The organism is Nitrospira sp. (assembly GCA_024760545.1).
GTDB lineage: Bacteria > Nitrospirota > Nitrospiria > Nitrospirales > Nitrospiraceae > Nitrospira_D.
Map to the genome: position 1 here is coordinate 2,704,857 of CP060501.1, position 24,348 is coordinate 2,729,204.

Sequence of the window (24,348 nt, forward strand, 5' to 3'; positions counted from 1 at the left end):
AAAAGAGAAATGTACATACGTCACCCTATGAGATTACGCACAGCGCTGACAATGTTCTCTGGCTGTGGCAGCGCCGCGTCTTCCAAATGTTTCGGATAAGGGATCGGGACTTCGGCGCTGCACACGCGAATCACGGGGCCATCAAGATCATAGAAGCCTCCCTCCATGATCTGTGCGCTGATCTCTGCGGCGAAACTCCCCGTGCGCCACCCTTCGTCGATGACGACGGCTCGATGGGTCTTCTTGATGGAAGCGAGCATCGTCCCCTGGTCGAGAGGCCGCAGCACACGGAGATCGATGACCTCTGCCTCGATGCCTACTCCGGCAAGCGTCTCGGCTGCCTGCAGCGCCTTCCACAGCGAGCCGCCGAACGTGATCAGGCTCACGTCCTTTCCTTGCCGGCGCACAGCCGCCCTCGAAATGTCGACAGGCAGCGCGCCTTCGTCGAGCTCTCCTTCCATGGGGTACAGATAGGCATGTTCAAAAATGAAGACCGGGTCCGGTTCCTTCAAGGCCGTCAGCAACATGCCTCTTGCGTCGGTCACGGTCGCGGGAGTGAGGACCGTGATGCCGGGGATGTGGGCATACCAGCCTTCCAGACTATGGGAATGCTGGGCGGCCACTTGGCGGCCGGCTCCGGTGGCCATGCGCACCACGAGCGGAATACTGAACTGTCCCCCAGACATGTGACGAATCGTAGCGGCATTGTTCACGATCTGATCAAGGGCCAGGAGGCTGAAGTTCACCGTCATCACTTCCACAATCGGCCTCATGCCCCCGAGGGCGGCTCCGATGCCGGCACCGACGAAGGTGGATTCTGAGAGCGGTGTATCGCGGATACGCTCCGGCCCAAATTCTTCCAGGAACCCTTTGCTGCAGGCATAGGTACCGCCGTACTTGCCGACGTCTTCGCCCATGAGAAACACGCGCGGGTCGATCTGTAACGCCTCACGGAGTCCGGCTCGAACGGCTTCTCTGTACGTCATCTTGATCATGTCAGTCATATTGGCCGTCGGCCTTCAGCGAACGGCTGTTGGTCCTTGCGCCGACCGCTGGAGCTGCTCGCGGGCGAATACACGTCTTTAGCGAGATCCTCGACCGGTTCCCACTCTCCGGCCTCTGCAAACGCCACTGCGTCGGTGATTTCAGCCGCGACGGCCGATTCGATCCTCTCGATATCGACATTGTGCAGCAACCCCTTCGCGCGCAGGTGTTGCTCGAATGACGCGATAGGATCCCGCTGTTTCCATTGGGCGACTTCATCCTTGGTGCGATACAGTTCCGCGTCATACATGGAGTGGGCACGGAATCGATAGGTCCGATATTCGATCAGGTAGGGGCCGTGGCCTTGGCGTACGAAATCCGTGGCATGTTTGGTGGCCGATTCCACTGCAAGCACATCCATGCCGTCCACCGCCTGGGCCGGGATTGCATAGGCGTCGGCCTTCTTGGCGATGTCGGTTTGAGCTTGATGTCGTACCAATGCGGTGCCCATTGCGTACAGGTTGTTTTCGCACAGGAAGAGGACTGGGAGCTTCCAGAGGGCCGCAAGGTTCAGGGACTCATGGAACTCGCCTTCCGCTACAGCGCCATCGCCGAAGATGCAGGCCGTTACCAGTGGACGGTTTTGCATCTTGTCGGCCAGCGCCAGCCCAACGGCGACAGGCAACCCGCCTGCAACAATCGCGAGGCCACCGTAGAATCGCCGTGCTGCGTCGAAAAAATGCATAGACCCACCGCGTCCCCTCGCACAGCCATTCGCTTTTCCGTAGAGTTCCGCCATCAGTGGTCCCATCGGAGTGCCGCGTATCAACGCGTGGCCGTGCTCGCGATAGGTGCCGACGATCGCATCGTCAGGAGTGAAGACCGGCATGGCGCCCGCGGCCACCCCTTCCTCTCCTATATAGAGGTGAAGAAAGCCACGGATCTTACCGAGGCTGTACAGCTCCGCCGTCTTCTCCTCGAATCGGCGAATACGGAGCATGTGCCGAAGTAGTTCCAGGCCATGGTCTCGGTCTATCGACGGCGTCATGAACCGGCCTCCAACGTCGACGTATCGCCTTCCGGGAGTCCCAACTCGCGGGCTTTGAGCAATCGCCGCATGATCTTGCCGCTACGCGTCTTAGGCAGTGTCGGCAAGAAGGTAACTTCTTTGGGAGCCACAACGGCACCGAGACGGGCACGCGCGAAGCCGAGCAGTTCGCGACGCAGCTCTTCACTGGGCTCGTAGCCATCCTTCAGCGACACGAAGGCTTTGACGACTTCCATCGCTACCGGATCCGGTTTGCCGATCACACCGACCTCCGCCACGGCCTTGTGTTCGATCAACACGCTTTCCACTTCGAACGGTCCGATGAGGTGGCCGGAGGTCTTGATCACATCGTCCGCGCGGCCGACAAACCAGAAATAACCGTCCCCATCACGTTTCGCGAGATCTCCGGTGAGGTACCAGCCTCCCGCGAAACATTTCTTATACCGCTCCGGTTCGTTCCAGTACCCACGGAACATAGACGGCCAGCCAGGTCTCAATGCCAGTTCTCCCTGGGCGTTAGGATCCTCCACGATCTCCACCCCGCTGTCGGTTCGTCGGATGATCGCCGCATCGATACCGGGAAGGGGGCGACCCATCGAACCAGGACGGATGTCCATCGCGGCGTAGTTGGCGATCATGATGCCGCCGGTTTCAGTCTGCCACCAGTTGTCGTGAAATGGGTGGCCGAACGCCTCTCGTCCCCACGCGACCGCTTCGGGGTTGAGGGGCTCGCCCACGCTAGCGAGGAAACGAAGTCGGCGGAGGTCGTACTTGCGGACCAACTCCTTGCCGCCCTTCATCATCATACGAATCGCCGTCGGGGCCGTGTACCAGATCGAGACCTGCTGATCCTGCAGGATGCCATACCAGCGTTGGGCATCGAACTCCGCTTCGTCTACGATGCTGGTGATGCCGTTCGTCAGCGGCGCGATGATGCCGTACGACGTTCCGGTGACCCAACCGGGATCCGCCGTGCACCAGAACACATCATCCTGGTGAAAATCCAGGGCGTATTTGCCGGTCATATGGTGAGCGACCACGGCCTGATGCACGTGAATCGCGCCCTTCGGTGTGCCGGTCGTGCCGCTCGTAAAGTGGAGCAGGGCGATATCTTCCGGGTCCGTGGGCTCGATCGGGAATTCGGGACTTGCTTGCTGCATGAGGACGCTCAAGTCATGCGTGCCGCTGATGGCAGTCGGTTGACGATCTTCTCCGATGAGCACGATATGCTCGAGACTGGGTACGGCCGCACGGATTGCGGCAACCTTCCGTTGATAAAGCGTGTTGGTGGTTACCAGCACCTTCGCCCCGCCGATGGTGAGCCGTGACCGGATCGGTTCAGGACCGAATGCAGAAAACAGGGGGCAGAACACGCTCCGGTTCTTAAAGGTTCCGAGTGCGGCAATGTAGAGTTCAGGAATCCTGCCCGCCAGTACGAACACGCGGTCACCCGTGTTCACACCTAATTGCCGGAGGACGTTGGCGAAGCGATTCGTCAGCTCATACAGTCGTCGGTAGGAGTAGTCGTCAACGGCTCCGTTCTTCCCCAACCATCGGATGGCCAGGTGGGAGCCACGAATTCCAGTGGCATGGCGATCAACCGCTTCATGCGCGATATTGAGTCCTTGCCTACGAGGAAGCCCATCCAAGTCCTGCCTGGCCTGTTCCCAGGAGAAATGCGAACGGACGGCTTCGTAGTCTTGGAGATTCGGAATCGTGCCCGACTCTCCGCAGGACTTGATGATCGTCGGCCAAGCCACTGATAGATCCTCCGAGCAAGGAAGTGCAAGGTAGAGACCACTGAGCATTGAGCAGGGAATAGGAAATCCGCTCATGAATCGAAGGGTCCGAATCGAAAAACGGCACGCGAATTAGATCATGTGTGGGACAGAAGTCATCAGGCATGTGCGGGTAAGGGTGGAGAATTGCGCCAATACAAGGGACACTCCTCTCATCTCGCGGGGTGCAGGGGTGAAGCTGCGATGAAACCTGTGGGGTTGTATGGTGGCAGACACCCCTCGTGTTAGCTGCTGATATCGGGCGGTGATACGGATCGGATGTAGGACAGCACATCCAGCATTTGTTGATCCGTCAGTTTGCCGCGAAAACTGTGCATCGGGCTGAACAAGACGCCGTTTGAAATCGCCACGAGTAATTCCCAATCGGTTTTGGCGCGAGTGATGTGCGACCGGAGATTGGCCGGCCTGACGATGAGGTCTTGGCTGTCCGGCCCACTCCCATCTAGTTGAGCACCGTGGCAACGGAGGCACTGCTGTTCATACACCGCGTGGCCGGCTTTTGAATCCCCTCGGATCACTTGAGCAAAAACGGCGGTGGTCACGGCGGACATGAGTATTATCGCGAGGGTCAGCGTTTTCATCTTCGATCCTTTCATCGTAGAACCAGTACTGGACACGTCACGTGATGAACAACGGCGTGGGAGACGCTCCCCAGGAGGAAGCGGGAGAGGCCCTTGCGTCCATGGGAAGTCACGACCACGAGATCCATGGCCTTCGCCTCCTGTTCGATCGTCGCTGCAGGATCCCCGGTGGCGACTTTTGTATGAACCGTAACGTGGGGGTTCAAGAGCTTGGCGGCGGTCGATTTGACGAGTTCGTCCGCATAGCGCTCCAAGCCCTCCCACCATGGCCTCGTTCCCAGCGCGTCATAGGGGTCGTCCACTCCGATCGGAACGACGGCATGGAATACGCAGAGTTCTGCAGGATCGACGAAGGGATGCTGCGTTAACCATTTCACCATTCGATCGGCGTCCTCTCGGCTCTCAATCGCAATGAGGACCCGCTGCACCTTGCGCGCAGCGCCTCTTACGATCAACGTCGGGTGGAAGCCGTGCATGAGCACTCGATGGGACACGCTTCCGAGGATCACCTCCGAAAGGCGGCTTCGCCCGCGCGCACCGACAACGATCAGATCGGCTGAGAGGTTCTTAGCACTGTCAAGAATGAGTTGAGCGGGACTTCCGATTTCATTGATCTTCCGGACCGATTCGACCTTGGTCGGTATCGTGGCGGCAGCGCGCTCCAGCACCTGGCGTCCCGCATCGACCATGGCGCTGCGAAAGCCATCATACCCTTGCACGTTGCCCGCTTCTGCCACGACGGGATGTTCCAAGATCCCCAAGTCAACGCCATGGACCAGCGTGACATCCGTTGGATGATAGAGGTGGAACGTCTGCGTAACAGCGGCAAAAGCCCGATCCGACCAATCAACCCCGATGACGACTCTCACGTAAAGCCTCGTTCAGGCGACGGTCAAAACAACGGATGTGGCGCGGTCCCAAACGGAAGCACGCGCGGAGACTCCCCGAGATTCCCGCGAATGCGCACAGCCCCCTCTTCGAGAACGAGAGAATGCACTTCTTCGTGCCAGCTGTCGATGGGGACGTACAAACCGCTGGTCTTCGATCTGGCCCATAAATGCCCTGTACAAGTGACTTCCAGCACGGCGTCTCGCCCGGATCCGACTTTCACCATCTTGGTGAAGAGATGAGTGCTCGCGATCTCCTGATACTCGTCAAAGAGGTCTTTCCAGATTTTATGAAGATCGTCCTTCTTGAGCCCGTGGTAGTTGTATTGAGAGGAATAGAAGGCCATGACCCCTACGAGGTCGTGGGATTTGATCGCCTGCTCGGCCTGCTCAAAGGCCGCGACAATCGTATTGGTTGTCGCCGTGTCGACTTCGATCACCGAGCCGGAGGGGACGACGATCTTCGCTCCTACCGTCCCGATACCGGCACAAAAGATGATTGCGAGAATGAGAGGGGTGATGGTCGATGCGACTCCAGCTCGTATACTCAACCAAGCCTCCTTCTGAAATCAAATCCGTCAGGGTCAGGAGGATGCCTTGAATTTCATCTCGTCCATGTGACCCGCACGAACTCCTCACCTTGATCGTAACGCAGCTCCAGCTCACCGTGATGTGCATGCTTCAAGGCCTCGCCGATGCGTCTGGGCAAATGAGTGTCGGTCGTGGAAATAACGAGGCCTTCGGGTTCAGTTTCGATCGACATGATTCGAGACAGAGGGTGTTCCCTGTTTTCTCTTTCCTCCGCATTCTTCACCAGGCCGATGACTTGTTCATGTTGCATGTCCTTGAAACTGCCTTTAAGCGTGACTAAACCTTTGGGATACTTGTCTCGGATTCGCATGCAGGCAGGGCAACTGATTTCATCGGCGTCTGCCGGCTTCGCGCCCCAAGTCCACCGTCCCTTATGATACAGAGCCCCGCAGTCGATACAGACTGTGGGCTCCTTGAGTTTCCCACGCAGTTTATAGGTGTCGTGCTGATACTCCTGGACGGTCCGGTCGTGTCGAGCCCCCAAGCCTGCCTTCGTTTTCGCGGTCATGCGTACTCCCTTATCGTGGCGGTCAGCCGGTTGAAGAATGTGTCCGCATTTTCCATTCCAACAGCGACGATTCCGCCAGGTTTAAATACTGCACCACATCATGGTCGCTGACTTGGGTAAAGTCGATATAGTGATTGCCCACGGCCCAGAACGGGTCCGGTGTGGTAAGCACCACCAGTTCGTCCACTTGTGTACGGGCTTCCTGGATGGTTTCCACCGGGCCGACCGGAATGGCCCCAATCAGGCGGCGCGGTTTGAAGTGTCTGATGGACTGAACGGATGCAAAGAATGTGGATCCGGTGGCGATGCCGTCATCCACGAGAATGACCACGCGGTCGGTCACCGTAGGGAGACGCCAGCCCTGGCGATAGAGACTCTGCCGTCGAGCGATCTCCTGCTGCTGCGTTTGAACAAGCGTCTGGAGATCCGTCGGAGAGAGATTAAATGCGGTTGTTGCTTCAGGGTTCAAATAGACCGTCCCTGTTTCACCCACCGCGCCCAATGCATACTCCGGGTTATCCGGCCATGCCAGCTTTCTGGCGATGAAGACGTCCAATGGAAGATGCAACCCCAAGCTTAACTGATATCCGACGGCTACCCCTCCTCGTGGGAGCGACAGGATAAGAGCCGTCGGGTCATCACGGTATTGAATCAGTCGGTCAACAAGTTGCCGGCCTGCCTCTTCGCGATTCTTGAACGTCACCGCCTTCCTTTCTGCCGGTTAGGATCCCAGTTCTATGTAAGGCCGCTTATCACGCCGACTCCGATCAAGAACATGGCCATCAGGATCAGAATAACCATGAGCAGCAGATGGTGGCGCTGCCCTGCGTCTCTCTGCTCCCCATGGATTGCCCAGGGAATTTCGAGATAGCGAGGATGGCGAAACATGGCGCCCTCCTTTTCGCGGTCAGGTCACCTTGACTTCGATCGCCTTGGGTTTGACCTTTTCAGACTTCGGGAGATGAATCTTGAGCACGCCGTCCTTATACTCCGCCCCAACTTTGGTGCCGTCCGCATCCTCCGGTAGGGTAAAGCTCCGTACGAAGCTTCCATAGGCGCGCTCGACTCGGTGATATTTCTTGTTCTTCTCTTCCTTCTCGTACTTTCGTTCTCCCGTGATGGTCAGGACATCGTCATGCACATTCAACTTGATGTCTTCTTTCTTCATTTCTGGAATTTCGGCCTTGATAAGGTACTCCTTGTCATCTTCGGAGATGTCCACCAACGGCGACCACTCCGCGACGGTGATGGCCTCGTTCTTATCGCCGCCGGTGGCAACCGGTGAACGACCGAAGAAGCTTGAAAGTCGTTTCTCCATCTCTTCAATTTCTTTGAATGGGTTCCAACGCGTCGTCGGTTCCCATCGTGTCAATCCGCTCATGACCATTGCCTCCTTGTGTAATTTAAGCTCAGATGCCTACTCCGATGCTGGTGCATTGACAGTGCCAGTGTTCAAGGTGTCCTCAAAGGGTCTAATGAAAATGCGGTGTTGCAGTCACAGGTAGATTTCAGCCCGGCCGAAAAGGAGAGAATTCTGTAGCATTAGGGGGCAGTGGTCTCTACGGGGCTGTTGCCTCTTTCAACAACAGCTAACGAACATAAATGCTGAAACAAGGTTGAGTTACTTCCGCTGGTGAATCCTTTTCTGCACTGTCGGCTCTTAGCAGACCAGGAGGGATCTATATGACCAAGAGTATTGCGGGGACGAAGAACATTCAGAATGATCACTGCTACCGCTGCGGCGGTCTCATGGTGCCGGAGAAAGTGTTCGAAATCGGTTCGTTCGATTGGCACTGTGTCAGCTGTGGCGAGCGAGTGGATCCGGTGATTCTTGCCCATCGCCGGAGAGACCTTGGGAGCGGAGAGGCCGACAAACTGTTTGCCGGAAAAGGAAAGGCATGTCTGAACTAGCTGCCCGGGTTTCCTGATGTCCTATTCTGGGATAGGCAGTTGGGGATGAGGCATCTTGCCTGTCTTGATTTCAATGAAATCACACCTACCTAGGAAGTGAAGGAGGTGGGGTGAGCCTAGAGAGGTCGTCAGCCTCAGGTATTTGACCGGCTCGTGTGTAGCCCGCGTGCAGAGGGGGCGCGGGCGCTGTTTCCAAAGCGGGGTCAAGGTTCAAGGGACGCGCTATCAGTCGTCGGTGCCACTAGGCATGGCTGTGGATGCGAGCTGTAAGAGAGTGAGGCGCGGGGCAATCGGCCTTAAGCGAGTGAAGGAGTGCCGAACGTGATTCCGGTCAGAGAACGGCCCCCCGTGGTTCCACACAAGGGCGGGCCATTTTTTCACATGTGTTCGTACAGGGGAAGAGCTTGTTTCAAGCCCTCAGCGTCCCAACAAATAGGTCTCCAAAAGACGTCAACAATACCTCGTGGATTACATCTGTTCGGGGAAGGTCAAAGGGGAAATAAAACGGGAGCGGAGCCGGGTCTAGAGAGCTCGTTTCTACTTGTGGGGTCTTGGAGGGGTTTTAGGCTTCCCACCTTCGGTGGGCCTGCTCACCGCCCCAGCACTCGACCTCATCTTCTTGACTGTTCCTCTCACCGAGGCCTCCGCTCAATTACAAGATAACCCCCCTTTCCACATAATCAATCGCCGTTTGCTCGATCACTGAGTTTGGCAGAGACCATACGCCTGGCAGCGAGCATCTGAGGGAAGCTCACGGAAACGCTCCGATTGGCGAGGAAGGTGGCCAAGCTGGAACCGCTCGTGTGCGTCAAAGTGTAGCCGTACATGCCTGATTTCCCGCCTTGCACGGAAGGAAGAGAGTTCGTACGATGGCGGTGAAAAGGATTATCCTGCCTGTCGCGGAGTGAGCTGGGATAGGTGTCGTGCAATGGCCAGTGAGACATGTGGCACCCTGCCAAGAGCTGATCTCCAACGATTGCTCGACGTCTTGAGCGCGAAGGGGTATCGAGTTGTCGGGCCTACCGTTCGAGATGGGTCCGTTGTCTGGGATACGATCAGGCTGGCGTCGGAACTGCCGAACGGCTGGCGGGATCAGCAGGAACCGGGCCGCTATCGGTTGGAACAGACCGGTTCCAACGAAATCTTCGGTGTTGTTCATGGACCGCAATCGCTGAAGCCTTTCGTCTTTGCGCCAAGGGAACCTCTCTTACAGATTGAGCGGAGCAATCGGGAATTCGACGCTCGTCCGATACTTCCTCACACGGAGAAAGTGGCAGTCATTGGGGCTCGCGCTTGCGATCTCGCCGGTCTAGCCATCCAAGATCGGATTTTCTTACATGACTCGTATCGAGACCCTTACTATGCGAGTCGTCGTGAAGGGCTCTTCGTAATCGCCGTGAACTGCACGAGAGCACTTGCGACCTGTTTTTGTGCATCAATGGAGACCGGTCCTTGTGCCAAGCACAGCTTCGATCTCGCTTTGACTGAAGTGGACGACATGCTGCTGATCGAAGCCGGCAGTGATGCCGGGTCCGATCTTCTTTCTGGCCTCCTCTTGTCTGCTGCCTCATCACAGTTGATCGATGAAGCCGCGACGCGCGTGGATGCTTGCGGGCATAGTCAAGTCCGACGGCTGGATCACTCACGCTTACCGCAAGCCCTCTACGATGCCCATGAGCATCCACGATGGGATAAGGTCGCGGGACGGTGTCTTGCCTGCACGAATTGCACGATGGTCTGCCCGACCTGCTTTTGCCATGCAATCGAGGAGACTCCGGACCTCTCGCATCAACAGACCGCGCATGCCAGATTGTGGGATTCCTGCTTCACTCAGGAGCACGGCTTCATCCACGGCAAGAACATTCGTCCGACGATCAAAGATCGCTATCGGATGTGGTTGACACATAAGCTCGCCTCCTGGATCGATCAATTCGGCATGTCCGGCTGTGTCGGCTGCGGCCGATGCATCACGTGGTGTCCGGTCGGGATCGATTTGACCGAGGAGTTGCCGGCGTTGCTGACACCGGGTACCCTGTCGTCGGTCACTAGCCAACAGGTAGAAGGTACGTAGCCGGCGCGCCGAAGAGTAATCCAATGACCAATCCTTATGTCATCAATCCGGCGACGATCGTAAAAAAGATACGAGAAGCCGAAGACATCAATACCTACCGTTTGCAGCTTGTTGACGAGCAAGCGCGGCGGCAGTTTCGATTCAACGCGGGCCAGTTCAATATGGTCTATCTGTTCGGAGTCGGCGAGGTGGCGATTTCCATCGTTTCGGACCCGGATGAGCCGCGGTTCCTGGATCATACGATCCGCACCGTCGGGCGAGTTACGAATGCGATCGCTGATCTACAGGTCGGTGATGTCTTGGGCATTCGCGGCCCGTTTGGACAGGGTTGGCCGGTGGAAGAAGCCCGCGGGCGCAACGTGGTGTTCGTGACCGGCGGCCTAGGATGCGCTCCGGTGGTCGGGGCGATTGAGTATATCTTCCGGCGGCGAACGCAATATGGATCAGTCAAGATCTTGCATGGGGTCAAGACGCCGCACGATCTCCTCTATCGCGACCGGTTCGATGAATGGCGCCGTGCTCCCGATACCGAAGTGTTGTTGACCAGCGACCAGCCGGACAAGACCTGGAGTTATCACATCGGCGTGGTGACGGAGCTGTTCGAGCTGGTGTCGATCGATCCGGCGAAGAGCATCGTGATGATGTGCGGACCAGAGATCATGATGCGCTTAGGTGTGCCGATCCTTGTCCGTCGGGGCATTCCCGAGACTGCCTTTTATGTCTCGCTGGAACGGCACATGGAGTGTGGGATCGGCCTGTGCGGCCATTGTCAGATGGGTCCGTACTTTCTGTGCAAAGATGGGCCGGTCATGCGGTACGACCGTGCAGCACAGTGGCTGGGACGGACGGGAGTATAAGCGTGAGGCGTATCTCGCAGCGGTCTAATCTTCGCTGAAGCGGAGTATGGATAATTTCTTCCGAGATACGCGTCACCAACAGTTCTAAAGGGAGAGAATGTTGGATCAATCGAAAGACGTCAATGAGCGGCGGCGGCCAAGCTTGGCGGTATTCAAATTCGCCTCTTGCGACGGGTGCCAACTCAGTATTCTCAATCTTGAGGAGGACCTGCTTGCCGTGGGGCAGGCGCTGGATATTGCCTATTTCCCTGAGGCTTCCAGCGACATGAAGCCAGGCCCATACGATATCGCCCTGGTGGAAGGATCAATCACCACGGCGGAAGATGCGCATCGCATTCTGTCCGTGCGCAAGCAGGCAAACGTGTTGATCACGATTGGGGCTTGCGCAACGGCCGGCGGCATTCAGGCGTTGCGTAACTGGGCCGATGTCGAAGCGTTCAAGCGGACCGTTTATCCTAGTCCGGAATATATTCAGAGCCTCAGTACGTCCACTCCCATCTCGGAACATGTCCATGTGGACTTCGAACTATGGGGCTGCCCGATCGATAAAGGCCAGCTCCTGCGCATCGTCACGGATCTCGTGGCGGGAGTTCAGCCTCGTTTACCTGCCGATAGTGTGTGTCTGGAGTGCAAGCGGCGAGGAAATGTCTGTGTGCTGGTCGCGAGGGGGATACCGTGCCTTGGGCCGGTGACACGGACAGGCTGTGGAGCGATCTGTCCCAGCATGGGTCGAGACTGTTACGGCTGCTTCGGACCCAGCGAAGGCGCGCGAAAAGGACCAGGCCTTCCACCCAACACGGCCTCGCTCGCGAAGCACTTCCATGGCGAACTGCAACTGATCCCAGTCGAGGTCATGCGGCGATTTCGTGGCATCAACGGCTATGTATTGCCTTTCCGTGCGGAGAGCGATCTCTGGGAGAGCAAGACATGACGCATAAGGCCTACCTAACGTGCGAGCGTTGAGGACTTGATGCCCGAAAAAACAGCGCAGACGAGAACCATCGCCGTCGACATGGTGGCGCGCGTAGAAGGTGAAGGCGCACTCCGTGTCACGGTGAAAGACGAAACCGTCCAAGACGTGGAGCTCAGGATTTTCGAGCCGCCGAGGTTTTTCGAGGCCTTCTTGAGAGGGCGGCATTATGAAGAGGTGCCTGATATTGTCGCGCGCATCTGCGGGATCTGCCCGATCGCGTACCAGATGAGCGCGGTCCACGCACTCGAACAGATTTTCGGTCTTCGCGTCGAGGGGGCGCTGCGCGACCTGCGCCGGCTCATCTACTGCGGCGAGTGGATCGAAAGCCATGCACTGCACGTCTATCTGCTCCAGGCGCCGGACTTTCTCGGGTACGATAGTGCCATTGCGATGGCGAAGGACCATGCGGCCGTGGTGCCTCGAGGCTTACGGCTCAAGAAAGCCGGCAATGCGATCATGACGTTGCTCGGTGGCCGGTCAGTGCATCCGGTCTCCGTGAAGGTCGGGGGGTTCTCCCGAGTGCCGCTGCGGCGCGAGCTGGAGGGGTTGAAAGATGAGCTGCTCTGGGCGCGCGATGCGGCGGTGGACACTGTGCGCTGGGTGGCAGATTTCGAATATCCCGACTTTGCGCCGGACTACAATTATGTCGCACTCCGCCACCCCGATGAGTATCCGCTCAATGAAGGGCAGATTGTCGCGTCGACTGTGCTGCAGATCTCAGCCACCGAGTTCGAACAACATTTTGTCGAGCATCAGGTGGCCTATTCCAACGCCCTCCACTGCACAGTGCAAGGTTCGCCCTATCTGGTCGGCCCGCTGGCACGTCTGAACTTGAATCACGATCATCTCACGCCGCTGGCCAAGCAGGTCCTGACAGACAGGCGGATCGCGCTGCCCCTGCGCAATCCGTTTCACGGGATCATCGCTCGGTCCGTCGAAATCCTCTACGCGCTGGAGGAATCGTTGCGGCTCATCGAACGGTATGAGACCCCGCCCTTAGCGGCACTACCGGTTGCTGTTCGGTCGGGTACCGGTATGGCTTGCACGGAAGCGCCCAGAGGAATCCTCTATCATCGGTACGAGGTGGATGGTGACGGTGTGGTCCGTGACGCGAAGATCGTTCCTCCGACCTCTCAGAACCAATTTCGCATCGAACAGGACTTGCGCCTGTTCATGCCGCGCCTGTTGCACCTTCCCGATAAAGAGGCAGCGCTGGCTTGCGAGCGAGTCATTCGCTGCTACGATCCGTGTATTTCCTGCGCGACCCACTTTCTGAATCTGGATATCCGGCGGGAGAGCAGCACGTGAAAAATGACAGGCCTCCTTCCTCCTTAATTCGAGTCATCGGCCTTGGGAATGGCTTGAGAGGGGACGACGCCGCTGGTCTTCTGGCGGCCCGCCAAGTTCGTCAAATAATAGGCGGCCGTGCCGAAGTGATTGAAGCCGAGATGGCGGGGGTTGACCTCATAGAGTTGATGAAGAGCGCGTACGCCGTGATTCTCATCGATGCTGCGCGTAGCGGACAAGCTTCGGGCACCGTCCACCGACTTGATGCCTCGGCCGGCCCGATCGGTTGTCAAATATTTCCTCGCTCCAGCCACGCCATCGGTATGGTAGATGCGCTGGAGCTGGCCCGCGCCATGGGCGTCCTTCCTCCCAAGGTTATCGTGTACGGGATTGAAGCAGGCAACACGGAAGCAGGACAACCGCTGTCGTCACCGGTGGCCAAAGCGGTGGACCAGGTCGTGGACCAGGTCATTCAAGAGTGCGAAGCGCATTATGCATGAACTCCATCTGATGACGCAGATCGTGAAGGCCGTCGAAGCCAAGCTGGGTGAAACAACAGATGCCAAGCTATCTGCCGTACGACTGAAAGTCAGCGCGCTGTCGCACCTGCTGGCTCATGATCATTCCGCGTTGCAGACGGCGTTTGTGGTGGCTGCCCGCGGCACACAGGCCGAGGGCGCGGCATTGGAGATCATTCCTGTCCCAGGAAACGCCTGGTGTCCTCGTTGCAATCGAGAGTCGACGGTCACAAGATCGGACGATGTTTGTTCGGCTTGCGAGGGGCCGATGATCGGAGCACCGGCAGAGCCGGAAGTGGTACTCCACGAATTGGTGGTACGGGAATGAGAAAGGCCTTTGCTCAGCGTATGCAGGTCAATGTGGAAGGAACGGTGCAAGGTGTGGGATTTCGCCCGTTCGTCTATAGGTTGGCACGTGAGCTGGGGCTGACCGGGTGGGTTAAGAACACAAGAATTGGCGTGCTGATTGAAGTGGAAGGGGACCTCTTGGTCATCGAATCATTTCTTCGACGGCTGAAGACCGACGCGCCGGCCTCGGCCTTCGTCGAGGCGATGAACACTCGCACCATTTCGGTGGTCGACGAGGCAAACTTTTCAATCGTCCCGAGCACTGAGTCGGGTCAACGCACCCTTGTCATCCCACCCGATCTGGCTACCTGCGCGGACTGCCGGCGTGAGCTTGCGGATCCGTCCGACCGTCGTTATAGGTATCCGTTCCTCACCTGCACACAATGCGGCCCGCGCTACAGCCTGCTCACGGCGATTCCTTACGAGCGATCCAATACCACCATGGATGGATTCGAACTCTGCTCCGGCTGTCGCACGGAGTATTCCACAGAATCAGATCGACGCTTTCACGCGGAGCCGATCGCCTGCTCTATTTGTGGTCCTCGCCTGTGCTTGTGGGATGAGCAGGGTCGGGAGGTCGCAGAGGACGAGGATGCCTTGCGGCGGACTCAAGCCATGCTCGATCAAGGACTCATTGTCGCAGTGAAAGGATTGGGCGGGTTTCAGCTCTGGGTCGATGCGGCATCAGAAGAGGCCGTCCGGCGAGTTCGAGATCGAAAACGACGGCCTGAGAAGCCTTTCGCCCTGATGTTTCCTTCCATCGATGCGGTCAGGGGTTTTTGCCTGTTGTCTGCAGAGGAAGAGGCGTTGCTTCGCTCGCCGCAAGCGCCGATTGTCCTTGTGCAGAAGCGGCAAGACACAGCCCTCGCCGAGGCCGTGGCGCCGGGCAATCCCTATCTCGGCGTAATGTTGCCTGCGACGCCGATCCATCATCTCTTGACGGCATCGCTGCAGCGCCCAATGGTGGCCACGAGCGGCAATCGATCCGAAGAACCGATTGTGACTGATGAGCAGGAGGCGTTGATTCGGCTGAAAGGGATCGCCGACGCGCTCCTTGTGCATGATAGGCCGATCGCAAGGCCGGTCGATGATTCAGTGGCGCTGGTGGTGTCCAGAAGATTCGAGGCGGAGGGTACCGGGCAGGCGGAAAGCCCACGGGCGGATGTGGTCATTCTCCGTCGAGCACGAGGTTATGTGCCTCACGCGATCAGCTGGACGGATGGCTCTGCGAATGGAGTTCGGAGTCCGGTGCTTGCCGTGGGTGGGCATCTCAAGAATACCGTGGCCATGCTCACAGGCAACCGTGTCGTGCTGAGTCAGCACCTCGGTGACCTTTCTACCGTCGAGGCGGACAGAGCCTTCCGGCAGGCGATCGAAGATCTACAGCGATTGCTACAGGTGACCCCTCAGGCTATTGCCTGTGATCTACATCCGGACTATCGGTCGACGATCTTCGCACGAACCGTAAGTGAAGCCCTGTCCGTGCCGTTAATACCCGTACAACACCATCATGCCCACGTCGCCTCCTGCATGGCAGAACATCGGCTTGACGGCGAAGTGCTGGGCATCGCTTGGGACGGAGCCGGCTATGGCGTGGACGGTCAAGTCTGGGGCGGAGAATTCTTGATCACAAGTCATCGGCAGTTCACTCGCTTCGCTTCGCTCAAACCGTTTCGGTTGGTGGGTGGAGAAGCCGCGATGAGGGAGCCCAGCCGATCTGCCGCAGCCGTGGTGTGGGAGTGCATGGGGGAGCAGATGCTGGCGCAGGATCTTCCCTCTTGGAAGGTGACGGACCATCAGCGTACGCAATGGGCAAGTCTGCTCCGATCAGGCGTCGCCTCACCGTGGACGACGAGCATGGGGCGATTGTTCGACGCCCTGGCATCGCTCACGGGTCTGTGCTCTCAGGCGTCCTTTGAGGGGCAGGCGGCGATGGCGGTCCAGTTTGCCGCAGAGGAGGAAGATGCAGGCGGAATGAGGGTGGAAGGCTATACGATGGATGTGGCGTCCAGTCAGAGTCCCGATGCCAAGTGGCTGATCGATTGGCGCCCCATGATCCGTGCCGTGCTCGATGACCTTCGCAAGGGCCGCCGTCGTGGGCAGATTGCCGCCCGGTTTCATGCTGGCCTCGCTGAGGGCGCTGTTCGCGTGGCCGAAGCAGCCGGTCTGCCTCGCGTCGTCCTGACCGGAGGCTGCTTCCAGAATCGTCTTCTCCTGTCGCTTGTCAGACAACGGTTGGAGGAAGCGGGTTTCACTGTTTATAGTCATGCGCTGGTTCCGCCCAATGACGGAGGGCTCTCACTTGGGCAAGCGGTGGTGGCGGCGCACCGGATGACATTGAACGAGAAAGGTCGCGCCTAGAATGTGTCTTGCGGTTCCGGGACAAGTTCTGAATATCGAAGATGATGCGCTTCGCACGGCCACGGTGTCGTTCGGCGGCATCACGAAGTCCATCTCATTAGCACTGGTGCCGGAAGCAATGGTCGGCGACTATGTCATCGTCCATGTCGGGTTTGCTATCAGCAAACTGGATGAGGCAGCCGCGCGGCGCACGTTGGAGACTTACGCCGACCTGGCGGCTTCAGGCTCGTCAGATGCAACTGATGGTTGAGGGTTGGGCATGGAGTGTTCATTGAAACGCCAGCGATTATGGCGTTATCCTCGGAAGAGTCAGTGGCGGGTTATGCGGACAGAAAACGACACATCCGGATCCTAGGTGGGTCGGCCTAGACTTTAGTCAGGCGGGCGAGACGCCATGGCATATCCCATTGAGAGCAAGCTCGTCGTGGCCGTGGCGTCAAGTGCCCTCTTTGACTTGACGGAGTCTGATCGAATATTTCGGGAGCGGGGGCTCACCGAATACCGCGCCTATCAACGAGATCACGAGAGCGAATCGTTTTCTCCAGGTGTGGCGTTCCCCTTCGTGCGACGCCTGCTCTCTCTTAATAGCAGCTCATCTGATCACCCTGTGGAGGTCGTCCTTTTGTCGCACAACGACCCGGACACAGACCTCCGAGTATTCAACAGCATCAAGTACCATGCTCTCGACATCTCTCGTGGTGCCTTTCTAAACGGGAAATCACCGCACACATACATGGAGTCCTTCAACGCCAGTCTTTTGCTTTCGGGAAACCCCGCGAACGTGCAGGAGGCGATCGCCGCCGACCGTGCAGCAGGTCTGGTTCTCGGGTCGCCGTTCGAAGACGATCTATCGGACAAGGAATTGCGAGTCGCCTTCGACTTTGATGCGGTACTCGCGGATGACTCAGCGGAGGCGGTCTACCACATCACCGGTGACATCAAAGCATTCCACGCCGCAGAGGTTGCTCAGGCGGACATTCCGCACAAACCGGGGCCCCTCCACAGGTTGTTTCAGGGACTCGCCGCGTTACAAAGCAAGGTTGCGGTTTGCGACAAGCCTGGATCGACGCCGTCTGTAAGGATTGCGGTTATCACGGCGCGGAACGCCCCATCGCACGAGCGAGTTGTGACCACATTTCGGCAATGGAATGTGCAACCGGACGAGACATTCTTCCTCGGCGGCATTGACAAGACACGAATTGTCCAGGCATTCAAGCCACACATGTTCTTCGATGATCAAGTCGCGCACCTAGAAGCCGGCACGCAGTACGGTGCCATGGTTCATGTACCATTTGGAATCAAGAACAGACGTGCTACTAACGGCGCCTAATAGGCGACGGCACCCGACAGCTGCACAGTCAGGAGCAAGTGCGGGGTCGCGGGTTGGCTGCGGTCGCTCCGATGGCACCGGATCCACAGGGAGGAGTACCGATGTTTCGCCCCTTCTTCGAGGTCGGCTGTTTCCACATAGACCCCGATCGGTCTTCACATGATCGTGGAAATGATGTCGAGCAATGGGGTTGCGGGGGATCATTGCCATGAAGTACGTGGATGAATTTCGCAATCGCGCCGTGGCGACCGCGCTGGCGGAGCGGATCAAAAAGACGGTGCGGCGGCCTTGGTCGATCATGGAAGTCTGCGGCGGACAGACCCACGCGATCGTACGCTTCGGCCTCGATAGCCTGTTGCCACCGAACCTCACGCTCGTCCATGGACCGGGCTGTCCGGTTTGTGTGACGTCGGTATCCCTCATCGACCGAGCTGTCTGCCTCGCGTCGTTGCCTGGAGTGATCTTCTGTTCGTTCGGCGACATGTTGCGAGTTCCCGGTTCCCGTGGTGACCTCTTTGGCGTGAAGGCGGCAGGGGGAGATATCCGGATTATCTATTCGCCATTGGATGCGCTCGAGCTGGCACGCAACAACCCAGATCGCGACGTCGTCTGTTTCGCTGTGGGATTTGAAACGACTGCCCCGGCCTGGGCCATGGCGGTCACGCAAGCGAAGCAGGCGGGTATTACCAACTTCAGCCTGTTGATCGCCCATGTGTTGGTGCCCCCGGCGATGGAGGCGATCCTGGCGTCGCCACAGAATCGAATTCAAGGCTTTCTTGCTGCAGGCCATGTCTGCACCGTGATGGGCTATGAGGAGTACGAAGCCATCGCACAACGGTATCGAGTCCCGATCGTGGTGACCGGGTTCGAGCCGCTCGATGTGCTTGAAGGCATCGCGATGTTGGTCAGTCAGTTGGAAGAGGGACGAGTCGAGGTCGAGAATCAGTATGTGCGGTCGGTCAGTCGTGAAGGGAATCAACAGGCCAAGTCCGTCGTCGATCGAGTGTTCGAACCGGCGTCTCGGATCTGGCGCGGTATCGGCGAGATTCCAGCGAGTGGCCTGCGCCTCAAATCTTCCTACAATACCTACAATGCCGAGCTGAAGTTCCAGCCGGACCTTGCGCAGCTCGCAGATGGCGTGGAGGATCCGGAATGCCGGAGTGGGCTGGTGCTCCAGGGTTTGCTCAAGCCGCCGGACTGCCCAGCCTTCGGGATTCGTTGCACACCGGAACAGCCGTTAGGAGCGCCAATGGTTTCGAGCGAAGGGGCCTGTGCCGCCTATTATCGATACCGCAGCCACGCAACGCGTGACGCGTGACGCGTGAAGCGGTCTGACGAGATACGAACGACGCTTCACAGGATACCGGAGATAACGCATGACTCAGAGCAAATCATTTGAACCGGCCTGTCCGTTGCCGATCTCGGCAACGAAAACCGTGCAACTTGCACATGGCGGGGGCGGTCGGCTCATGCAGGAGTTGATTCAAGGCGTATTCATGCGGGCCTTTCATAATCCCATGCTGGACTCCCTGCACGATGGTGCAATCTGGCCTGTGGAGAAAGGCACCCTCGCCTTCACCACTGATTCCTATGTGGTTCGTCCGCTGTTTTTCCCGGGCGGCGACATCGGGAGCTTGGCGGTGAACGGCACGATCAATGATCTGGCCATGTGCGGGGCCAAGCCTTTGTATCTGAGCGCGGGATTCATCCTGGAGGAGGGGCTCAGCATGGAGGTGCTGCGGCGAGTCGTGAACTCGATGGCCGAGGCAGCGAGAACTGCAGGTGTGCCGATCGTCACCGGCGATACGAAGGTCGTGGATCGCGGCAAGGGCGATGGGATTTTCATCAACACCGCCGGCGTTGGTGTGGTGCCGGCCGGTGTCCGCGTGTTGCCCACGTCGATACAACCTGATGATGCGATTCTTGTGAGCGGTCATCTCGGTTCCCATGGGGTGGCAGTACTCAGCGTACGGGAAGGACTGACGTTCGATGGCAAGGTCGAAAGCGATTCAGCCCCGTTGCATCACATAGTCAGTGATCTGATCCAAAGCGGCATTGAAATCCATTGCCTGCGCGACCTCACTCGTGGCGGGCTGGCCAGTGCCTTGAACGAACTGGCCACAGCGGCGAAGGTCGGCATGGTGGTTGAAGAGGCCGCCATTCCTGTGCAGGAACCCGTGCGGGGAGCCTGCGAACTGCTTGGCCTTGATCCATTGTACGTGGCGAATGAAGGACGCTTTGTTGCGATGGTGCCGGCGCAGCAGGTCGAAGCCGCGCTGGCCGTCATGCGCCGGCACGAAGTGGCGAACCAGCCAGCTCACATCGGCATGATGACGGATCGAGATCCTCCGCTGGTCGTTCTGCGAACCGTGGTAGGCACGCATCGTGTCCTCGATCTGTTATCCGGCGAGCAACTGCCGCGAATTTGTTGAGCCGGACGGCGCGAAAGACGATCGGTCGTTATTTGGTGCAAGGCGTCATGTCTCATCTACTGTCGCGTCTTGCCTCACCGTGCCTCACTTCTCTGTAGACACCTACCCCAACTGACTGCCTGATCTGTTGCCCGTGCTTCGTATCTCTATGACCCGACCATGGGATGTACGAGAGATTCGTCCATGACCGCTGTGGCATCGGGATTGCTCACTTCATGTTCAGGTAAGAACTGCGTTCCATCATCCTCCACGCGAGGAGAATCGCTATTTCTTAGGCCCAAACGCTTGAGTTATGAAACGACGCAAGCTAAGCCCAACTATGGAGATCCTCCTATGAAAGTCACCCTGAGTATCATCAAAGCCGACATCGGTTCTATCGGTGGCCACATCTGTCCCTCGCAGCAACTGCTGGAAACCGTTCGGAGTTATATTGCCCAGCATGGCTCCTCGCTGTTGATTGACCATTACGTCAGCAGCACCGGCGACGACATTGCGATCCTAATGAGCCACAGGCACGGCGCCGGACACGAAACCGTCCACAAACTGGCGTGGGATGCCTTCCTTGCCGGGACCGAGATAGCCAAACGGCAGGGGTTGTACGGTGCCGGTCAGGATTTGTTGAAAGACGCGTTTTCGGGCAACGTGCGCGGAATGGGACCGGCCGTGGCGGAGATGGAATTCAACGAGCGGCCGAATGAGCCCTTCCTGTTTTTCGCGGCCGACAAGACCGATCCCGGGGCCTTTAATCTACCGCTGTATCTGGCCTTCGCCGATCCCATGAACACACCGGGTTTGATCCTGGCGCCCAATATGGCGCAAGGCTTTCGCTTCGTCATCATGGACGTGAATCATACTGAAGGTGATCGGCTCATTGAGCTCCAGGCCCCAAAAGAATTGTACGAAATCGCCGCGCTATTGCGGGACACCGAACGGTACGTGGTGGAATCGGTCTGGTCAGCCGCCAGCGGCGAACAAGCCGTGGTGGCCTCCACCTCACGGTTGCATAACATCGCCGGGAAGTACACCGGCAAGGATGACCCGGTGTTGTTGGTGCGGGTACAGAAGGATTTCCCCGCCACGGGCGAGGTCTTGGCGCCCTATGCGGTCGGTCCTTATGTGGCCGGTGGCATGCGCGGCTCCCATCAGATGCCCTTGATGCCAGTCCCGCTTCAGTCCGGCATCAGCTACTTTGATGGTCCACCGGTGATCACGTGCGCCGCCTTCGCCATGCACGAAGGACGGTTCACCGAACCTGTGGACCCGTTTACTCATCCATTCTGGAACCGCGTACGCGACACGGTAGCCGACAAAGCCATCGGCATGCGACACCAAGGTTTCTTCGGTGCGGCCATGCTGCCCATGGCGGAATTGGAGTATACCGGCATCATGGAAAACCTTAAGGCTCTTGAACCGCGATTCCGCGTGCGCACCGATTCGTGATCACGGATGACCAAAGTCTTCGGGGTAAGGCCGTGGAGTCATGAAGTTGAGCGAAACGATCGGTCACCGCAGAATTCGCTCACGATCATTTCCACCGTTTGCTTCGGCGTGAGCCCACGGACCGGCAAGGTTTCCAATTCTTTTTTGTCCGTGCTGTCCGATGGCGGCTTCATGCGTGACTGTGGCTTCTTGAGGAACACCTTCACGATGGGGATGGCGCTGGCATGCGCCAGACCTTGTACGATCTCCATACAATCCATGGGATCGCTGGCTCCTGTTGCCGTCGCCATGGAGAGCCAGTTGTCGGGAGCATTCCATGTAGTACAATCACCGCAGGCGTTCAGCTCACGCGTTCAGTTCCGGAAGGTCCATGTGGCTGTGGATTCTGATGGAAAAGCCTGACACTGATGATCCCCACATTCGCCCGTAGATGTGAAAAGAGAGCCAGTCATGGCGATCAGGCGATTGCCTCGATAGGACGGAGCCTGCTGCTGTTCTGCCTTGTTGGGATCGGCGGCTGCGCGTCATACGAATCTCTCGATCTGAACTCCTACGATCCCATCCATGATCAGGAGGCCATTGCGAACTATTACCGGAATCAAGCCGTTACGATGCGGGAGAAAGCCCATGCGCAAGCCACGGCTGCGGCGCGTTATGAGGCACTCTTTGGGCCTGATGCTGACCTGGTCTCCGGTGCGCGGTCATTGGCGCACTACTATGAGCAGATCGCACAGGAATTGGAACGAGTTGCCCAGGCGCATGCGGATGTGGAACGCCACAGGCAACGGCCCGCGGCTGCCCCGTAGATCACGAAGTTTGCCGGAATGCACGACGCGAGAAGAGGAGGGATGTATGAAAGTGTCATTCACAGCCCGTCTACTGTTCGTACTGATCCCGATCGTGATGATTCTCCAGGGCTGCAGTAATACGGTGAATCCGGGAAGTCGAGGGCTGCGGTGGTACCCCCTCACGAGCGGACTGATGAAGGAACCGCTCAAGGAAGGATTCTACTGGCGCGCGCCCTGGAATGACGTCCTCGTGTTCGACACCAGATTGAAGAGCTTCAAGGAGAAGGTGGATGCGCTGACTGCAGATGATCTTCCAGTCACCGTCTATGCCGCAATCACGATGCGCCCAATGCCCGAGGAGATCTATTTTCTGGCTCAGGAAGTGGGGCCTGATTGGTACAAGCAGCTGGTTCAACCGCAATTGTTGTCGGCCGTGCGAGGGGTTGTCGCAAACTACACCATGGTTACGCTTCCCGAGCGTAGCAGCGAAATCGGGAACAAGATCGAAGCCGTCGTGGTCGAAGCATTGAAAGGTCGCCATCTGGATGTCTACAACGTGGCGCTCTCGGAAATGGAATTTTCACAGATGGTGTTGAGGGCCATCGAACAAAAGCAGGCGAAAGAGCAGGAAAAAGAGCAGAAGGACTTCGAGGTCGTGATTGCGCAACGCAATGCCGAGATTGCACGGATTCAGGCCAAAGGCGAAGGTGATTCATTGAAGATTCGCGCGGAAGGCGAAGCCGACAGCATGAGGATCCGCGCCATGGGACAGTCCCAGGCGCAGGAGATCATCACCAAAACCCTGACGCGTGACTACTTGCAGTTCAAATTGTATGAAAGCCCCAATTCCAAGACGATCATCGTGCCGGAGAAGCTCAATGTTCCGCTGATTATCAGCCCTGGTGCCGATCAATCGCGATAGGAGTCATCTTGGTTCACTAACCGGCCGGTCGAGGTTTGCTCTTCGTGTCCGGTGTAACGGATCGTTCGCGCAATTTGTTAATCAACTCCTCATAGGAACTTTCGCGGATGATCTTTTGAAACTGACTTCGATAATTACTCACCAAGCTGACGCCGTCGATGATGATATCGTAGGCACGCCATTGGTTTTCATTGAGGAAGAGGCGATAGTCGAGCGGAAGGGTCGACTTCCCCGAACGCAATTCGGTCCTGACTTCCGCGTACGATCCTTCGATCCGTTCCATCAGGTAGCCCGCTTCTTGTTTGCGTCCGGTATAATCTTCGATTTTTCCTGCATACCGGTCCGAGAGGAAACTCTTGTACACTTCGACGAACTCTTTTCGCTGCTCCTCAGTGAGCGGTTTCCAATAACTGCCCAACACTCGCTTTGACATTTCTGCATAGTCAAACCTAGCGGCTGCGATCTCTTCCAGCTTGTGACGCCGAACCGTGCGCTTGGCCGGGTCTTTCAGTGCAGGATCTTCGAGGATGCCGAGAATCTCGGTAACCGTTTCGCGCACGGCTTTCATAGGCGTCTCTCCCCCTTGCGGAGGAGCGGCGAAGGCGAAGGGTAAGAGAACGGTCAAGGCAAGCGCCGTCATCGACAGATGCCAGGCGGCGGGCCTCCAACTCATCCACAGAACCATAATATGAGAAGCTCCTTGGAAAGTTCG

General features: G+C 57.7%; 27 protein-coding genes. 15 read left to right on the forward strand and 12 right to left on the reverse strand.

Going from position 1 to position 24,348, the window contains the following annotated elements; genetic code table 11:
- Positions 1–20 precede the first annotated feature (20 nt).
- From H8K03_12695 to H8K03_12740, 10 genes are all read right to left on the reverse strand, one after another.
- Complete coding sequence (locus H8K03_12695; GenBank protein ID UVT22471.1) at positions 21–995, reverse strand: alpha-ketoacid dehydrogenase subunit beta; 975 nt, start codon at positions 993–995, stop codon at positions 21–23.
- Between the two features lie 5 nt (positions 996–1,000).
- Positions 1,001–2,032: a pyruvate dehydrogenase (acetyl-transferring) E1 component subunit alpha gene (gene pdhA / locus H8K03_12700; GenBank protein UVT18680.1), complete on the reverse strand. Its 1,032-nt coding sequence runs from the start codon at positions 2,030–2,032 to the stop codon at positions 1,001–1,003.
- Complete coding sequence (acsA, locus tag H8K03_12705; GenBank protein UVT22472.1) at positions 2,029–3,840, reverse strand: acetate--CoA ligase; 1,812 nt, start codon at positions 3,838–3,840, stop codon at positions 2,029–2,031. The genes pdhA and acsA overlap by 4 nt, the downstream gene beginning before the upstream one ends.
- A gap of 215 nt (positions 3,841–4,055) precedes the next feature.
- Entirely contained in the window at positions 4,056–4,412 is a 357-nt protein-coding gene (locus H8K03_12710) for a cytochrome c (protein UVT18681.1), read from the reverse strand.
- Positions 4,413–4,423: 11 nt separating this feature from the next.
- Complete coding sequence (locus H8K03_12715; GenBank protein ID UVT18682.1) at positions 4,424–5,281, reverse strand: universal stress protein; 858 nt, start codon at positions 5,279–5,281, stop codon at positions 4,424–4,426.
- A gap of 23 nt (positions 5,282–5,304) precedes the next feature.
- A complete protein-coding gene (locus H8K03_12720; protein UVT18683.1) occupies positions 5,305–5,850 on the reverse strand; it encodes a hypothetical protein in 546 nt (181 codons plus the stop codon).
- Positions 5,851–5,903: 53 nt separating this feature from the next.
- Positions 5,904–6,398 carry an ATPase gene (locus H8K03_12725; GenBank protein ID UVT18684.1) on the reverse strand — a complete coding sequence of 165 codons (495 nt, stop codon included), beginning with the start codon at positions 6,396–6,398 and terminating at the stop codon, positions 5,904–5,906.
- Positions 6,399–6,420: 22 nt separating this feature from the next.
- Positions 6,421–7,101, reverse strand: coding sequence for a phosphoribosyltransferase (locus tag H8K03_12730; protein ID UVT18685.1), 681 nt, complete (start codon positions 7,099–7,101; stop codon positions 6,421–6,423).
- A 32-nt stretch (positions 7,102–7,133) separates the two neighbouring features.
- The gene (locus tag H8K03_12735) at positions 7,134–7,286 is read right to left on the reverse strand and encodes a hypothetical protein (protein UVT18686.1); all 153 of its coding nucleotides are present in this window, start codon (positions 7,284–7,286) and stop codon (positions 7,134–7,136) included.
- Between the two features lie 19 nt (positions 7,287–7,305).
- Positions 7,306–7,779, reverse strand: coding sequence for an Hsp20/alpha crystallin family protein (locus tag H8K03_12740; protein ID UVT18687.1), 474 nt, complete (start codon positions 7,777–7,779; stop codon positions 7,306–7,308).
- 302 nt (positions 7,780–8,081) lie between these two features.
- Here H8K03_12740 and H8K03_12745 point away from each other — a divergent pair, with 302 nt between their 5' ends.
- From H8K03_12745 to H8K03_12805, 13 genes are all read left to right on the forward strand, one after another.
- The gene (locus H8K03_12745) at positions 8,082–8,309 is read left to right on the forward strand and encodes a hypothetical protein (protein ID UVT18688.1); all 228 of its coding nucleotides are present in this window, start codon (positions 8,082–8,084) and stop codon (positions 8,307–8,309) included.
- 928 nt (positions 8,310–9,237) lie between these two features.
- Positions 9,238–10,380, forward strand: a complete 1,143-nt coding sequence (locus H8K03_12750; protein ID UVT18689.1) for a 4Fe-4S dicluster domain-containing protein — start codon at positions 9,238–9,240, stop codon at positions 10,378–10,380.
- A gap of 23 nt (positions 10,381–10,403) precedes the next feature.
- Complete coding sequence (locus H8K03_12755; protein UVT18690.1) at positions 10,404–11,237, forward strand: FAD/NAD(P)-binding protein; 834 nt, start codon at positions 10,404–10,406, stop codon at positions 11,235–11,237.
- Between the two features lie 97 nt (positions 11,238–11,334).
- Entirely contained in the window at positions 11,335–12,168 is an 834-nt protein-coding gene (locus tag H8K03_12760) for a sulfhydrogenase subunit delta (GenBank protein ID UVT18691.1), read from the forward strand.
- Between the two features lie 39 nt (positions 12,169–12,207).
- A complete protein-coding gene (locus H8K03_12765; protein UVT18692.1) occupies positions 12,208–13,518 on the forward strand; it encodes a Ni/Fe hydrogenase subunit alpha in 1,311 nt (436 codons plus the stop codon).
- Complete coding sequence (locus H8K03_12770) at positions 13,515–13,997, forward strand: hydrogenase maturation protease (protein UVT18693.1); 483 nt, start codon at positions 13,515–13,517, stop codon at positions 13,995–13,997. Before H8K03_12765 ends, H8K03_12770 begins: the two co-directional genes overlap by 4 nt.
- A complete protein-coding gene (locus tag H8K03_12775; GenBank protein ID UVT18694.1) occupies positions 13,990–14,343 on the forward strand; it encodes a hydrogenase maturation nickel metallochaperone HypA in 354 nt (117 codons plus the stop codon). The genes H8K03_12770 and H8K03_12775 overlap by 8 nt, the downstream gene beginning before the upstream one ends.
- Complete coding sequence (hypF, locus tag H8K03_12780; protein ID UVT18695.1) at positions 14,340–16,724, forward strand: carbamoyltransferase HypF; 2,385 nt, start codon at positions 14,340–14,342, stop codon at positions 16,722–16,724. The genes H8K03_12775 and hypF overlap by 4 nt, the downstream gene beginning before the upstream one ends.
- Position 16,725: 1 nt before the next feature.
- Positions 16,726–16,974, forward strand: a complete 249-nt coding sequence (locus H8K03_12785) for a HypC/HybG/HupF family hydrogenase formation chaperone (protein ID UVT18696.1) — start codon at positions 16,726–16,728, stop codon at positions 16,972–16,974.
- 144 nt (positions 16,975–17,118) lie between these two features.
- Complete coding sequence (locus H8K03_12790; protein UVT18697.1) at positions 17,119–18,054, forward strand: 5'-nucleotidase; 936 nt, start codon at positions 17,119–17,121, stop codon at positions 18,052–18,054.
- Positions 18,055–18,262: 208 nt separating this feature from the next.
- Positions 18,263–19,372, forward strand: a complete 1,110-nt coding sequence (hypD, locus tag H8K03_12795; GenBank protein UVT18698.1) for a hydrogenase formation protein HypD — start codon at positions 18,263–18,265, stop codon at positions 19,370–19,372.
- Between the two features lie 58 nt (positions 19,373–19,430).
- Positions 19,431–20,486 (forward strand): hydrogenase expression/formation protein HypE, encoded by a 1,056-nt coding sequence (gene hypE, locus H8K03_12800; protein ID UVT18699.1) that lies wholly within the window; start codon positions 19,431–19,433, stop codon positions 20,484–20,486.
- Between the two features lie 333 nt (positions 20,487–20,819).
- Entirely contained in the window at positions 20,820–21,926 is a 1,107-nt protein-coding gene (locus tag H8K03_12805; GenBank protein UVT18700.1) for a fructose 1,6-bisphosphatase, read from the forward strand.
- Positions 21,927–21,964: 38 nt separating this feature from the next.
- Here the strand turns inward: H8K03_12805 and H8K03_12810 are convergent, their stop codons facing one another.
- Positions 21,965–22,186 carry a hypothetical protein gene (locus H8K03_12810; GenBank protein UVT18701.1) on the reverse strand — a complete coding sequence of 74 codons (222 nt, stop codon included), beginning with the start codon at positions 22,184–22,186 and terminating at the stop codon, positions 21,965–21,967.
- Between the two features lie 147 nt (positions 22,187–22,333).
- On the opposite strand from H8K03_12810, the gene H8K03_12815 reads away from it, so the two are divergent.
- Positions 22,334–22,732 carry a hypothetical protein gene (locus H8K03_12815; GenBank protein ID UVT18702.1) on the forward strand — a complete coding sequence of 133 codons (399 nt, stop codon included), beginning with the start codon at positions 22,334–22,336 and terminating at the stop codon, positions 22,730–22,732.
- Between the two features lie 46 nt (positions 22,733–22,778).
- Positions 22,779–23,636, forward strand: coding sequence for a prohibitin family protein (locus H8K03_12820; protein UVT18703.1), 858 nt, complete (start codon positions 22,779–22,781; stop codon positions 23,634–23,636).
- Positions 23,637–23,652: 16 nt separating this feature from the next.
- On the opposite strand, the gene H8K03_12825 is transcribed toward H8K03_12820, so the two are convergent.
- Entirely contained in the window at positions 23,653–24,321 is a 669-nt protein-coding gene (locus H8K03_12825) for an ABC transporter substrate-binding protein (GenBank protein UVT18704.1), read from the reverse strand.
- Positions 24,322–24,348 lie beyond the last annotated feature (27 nt).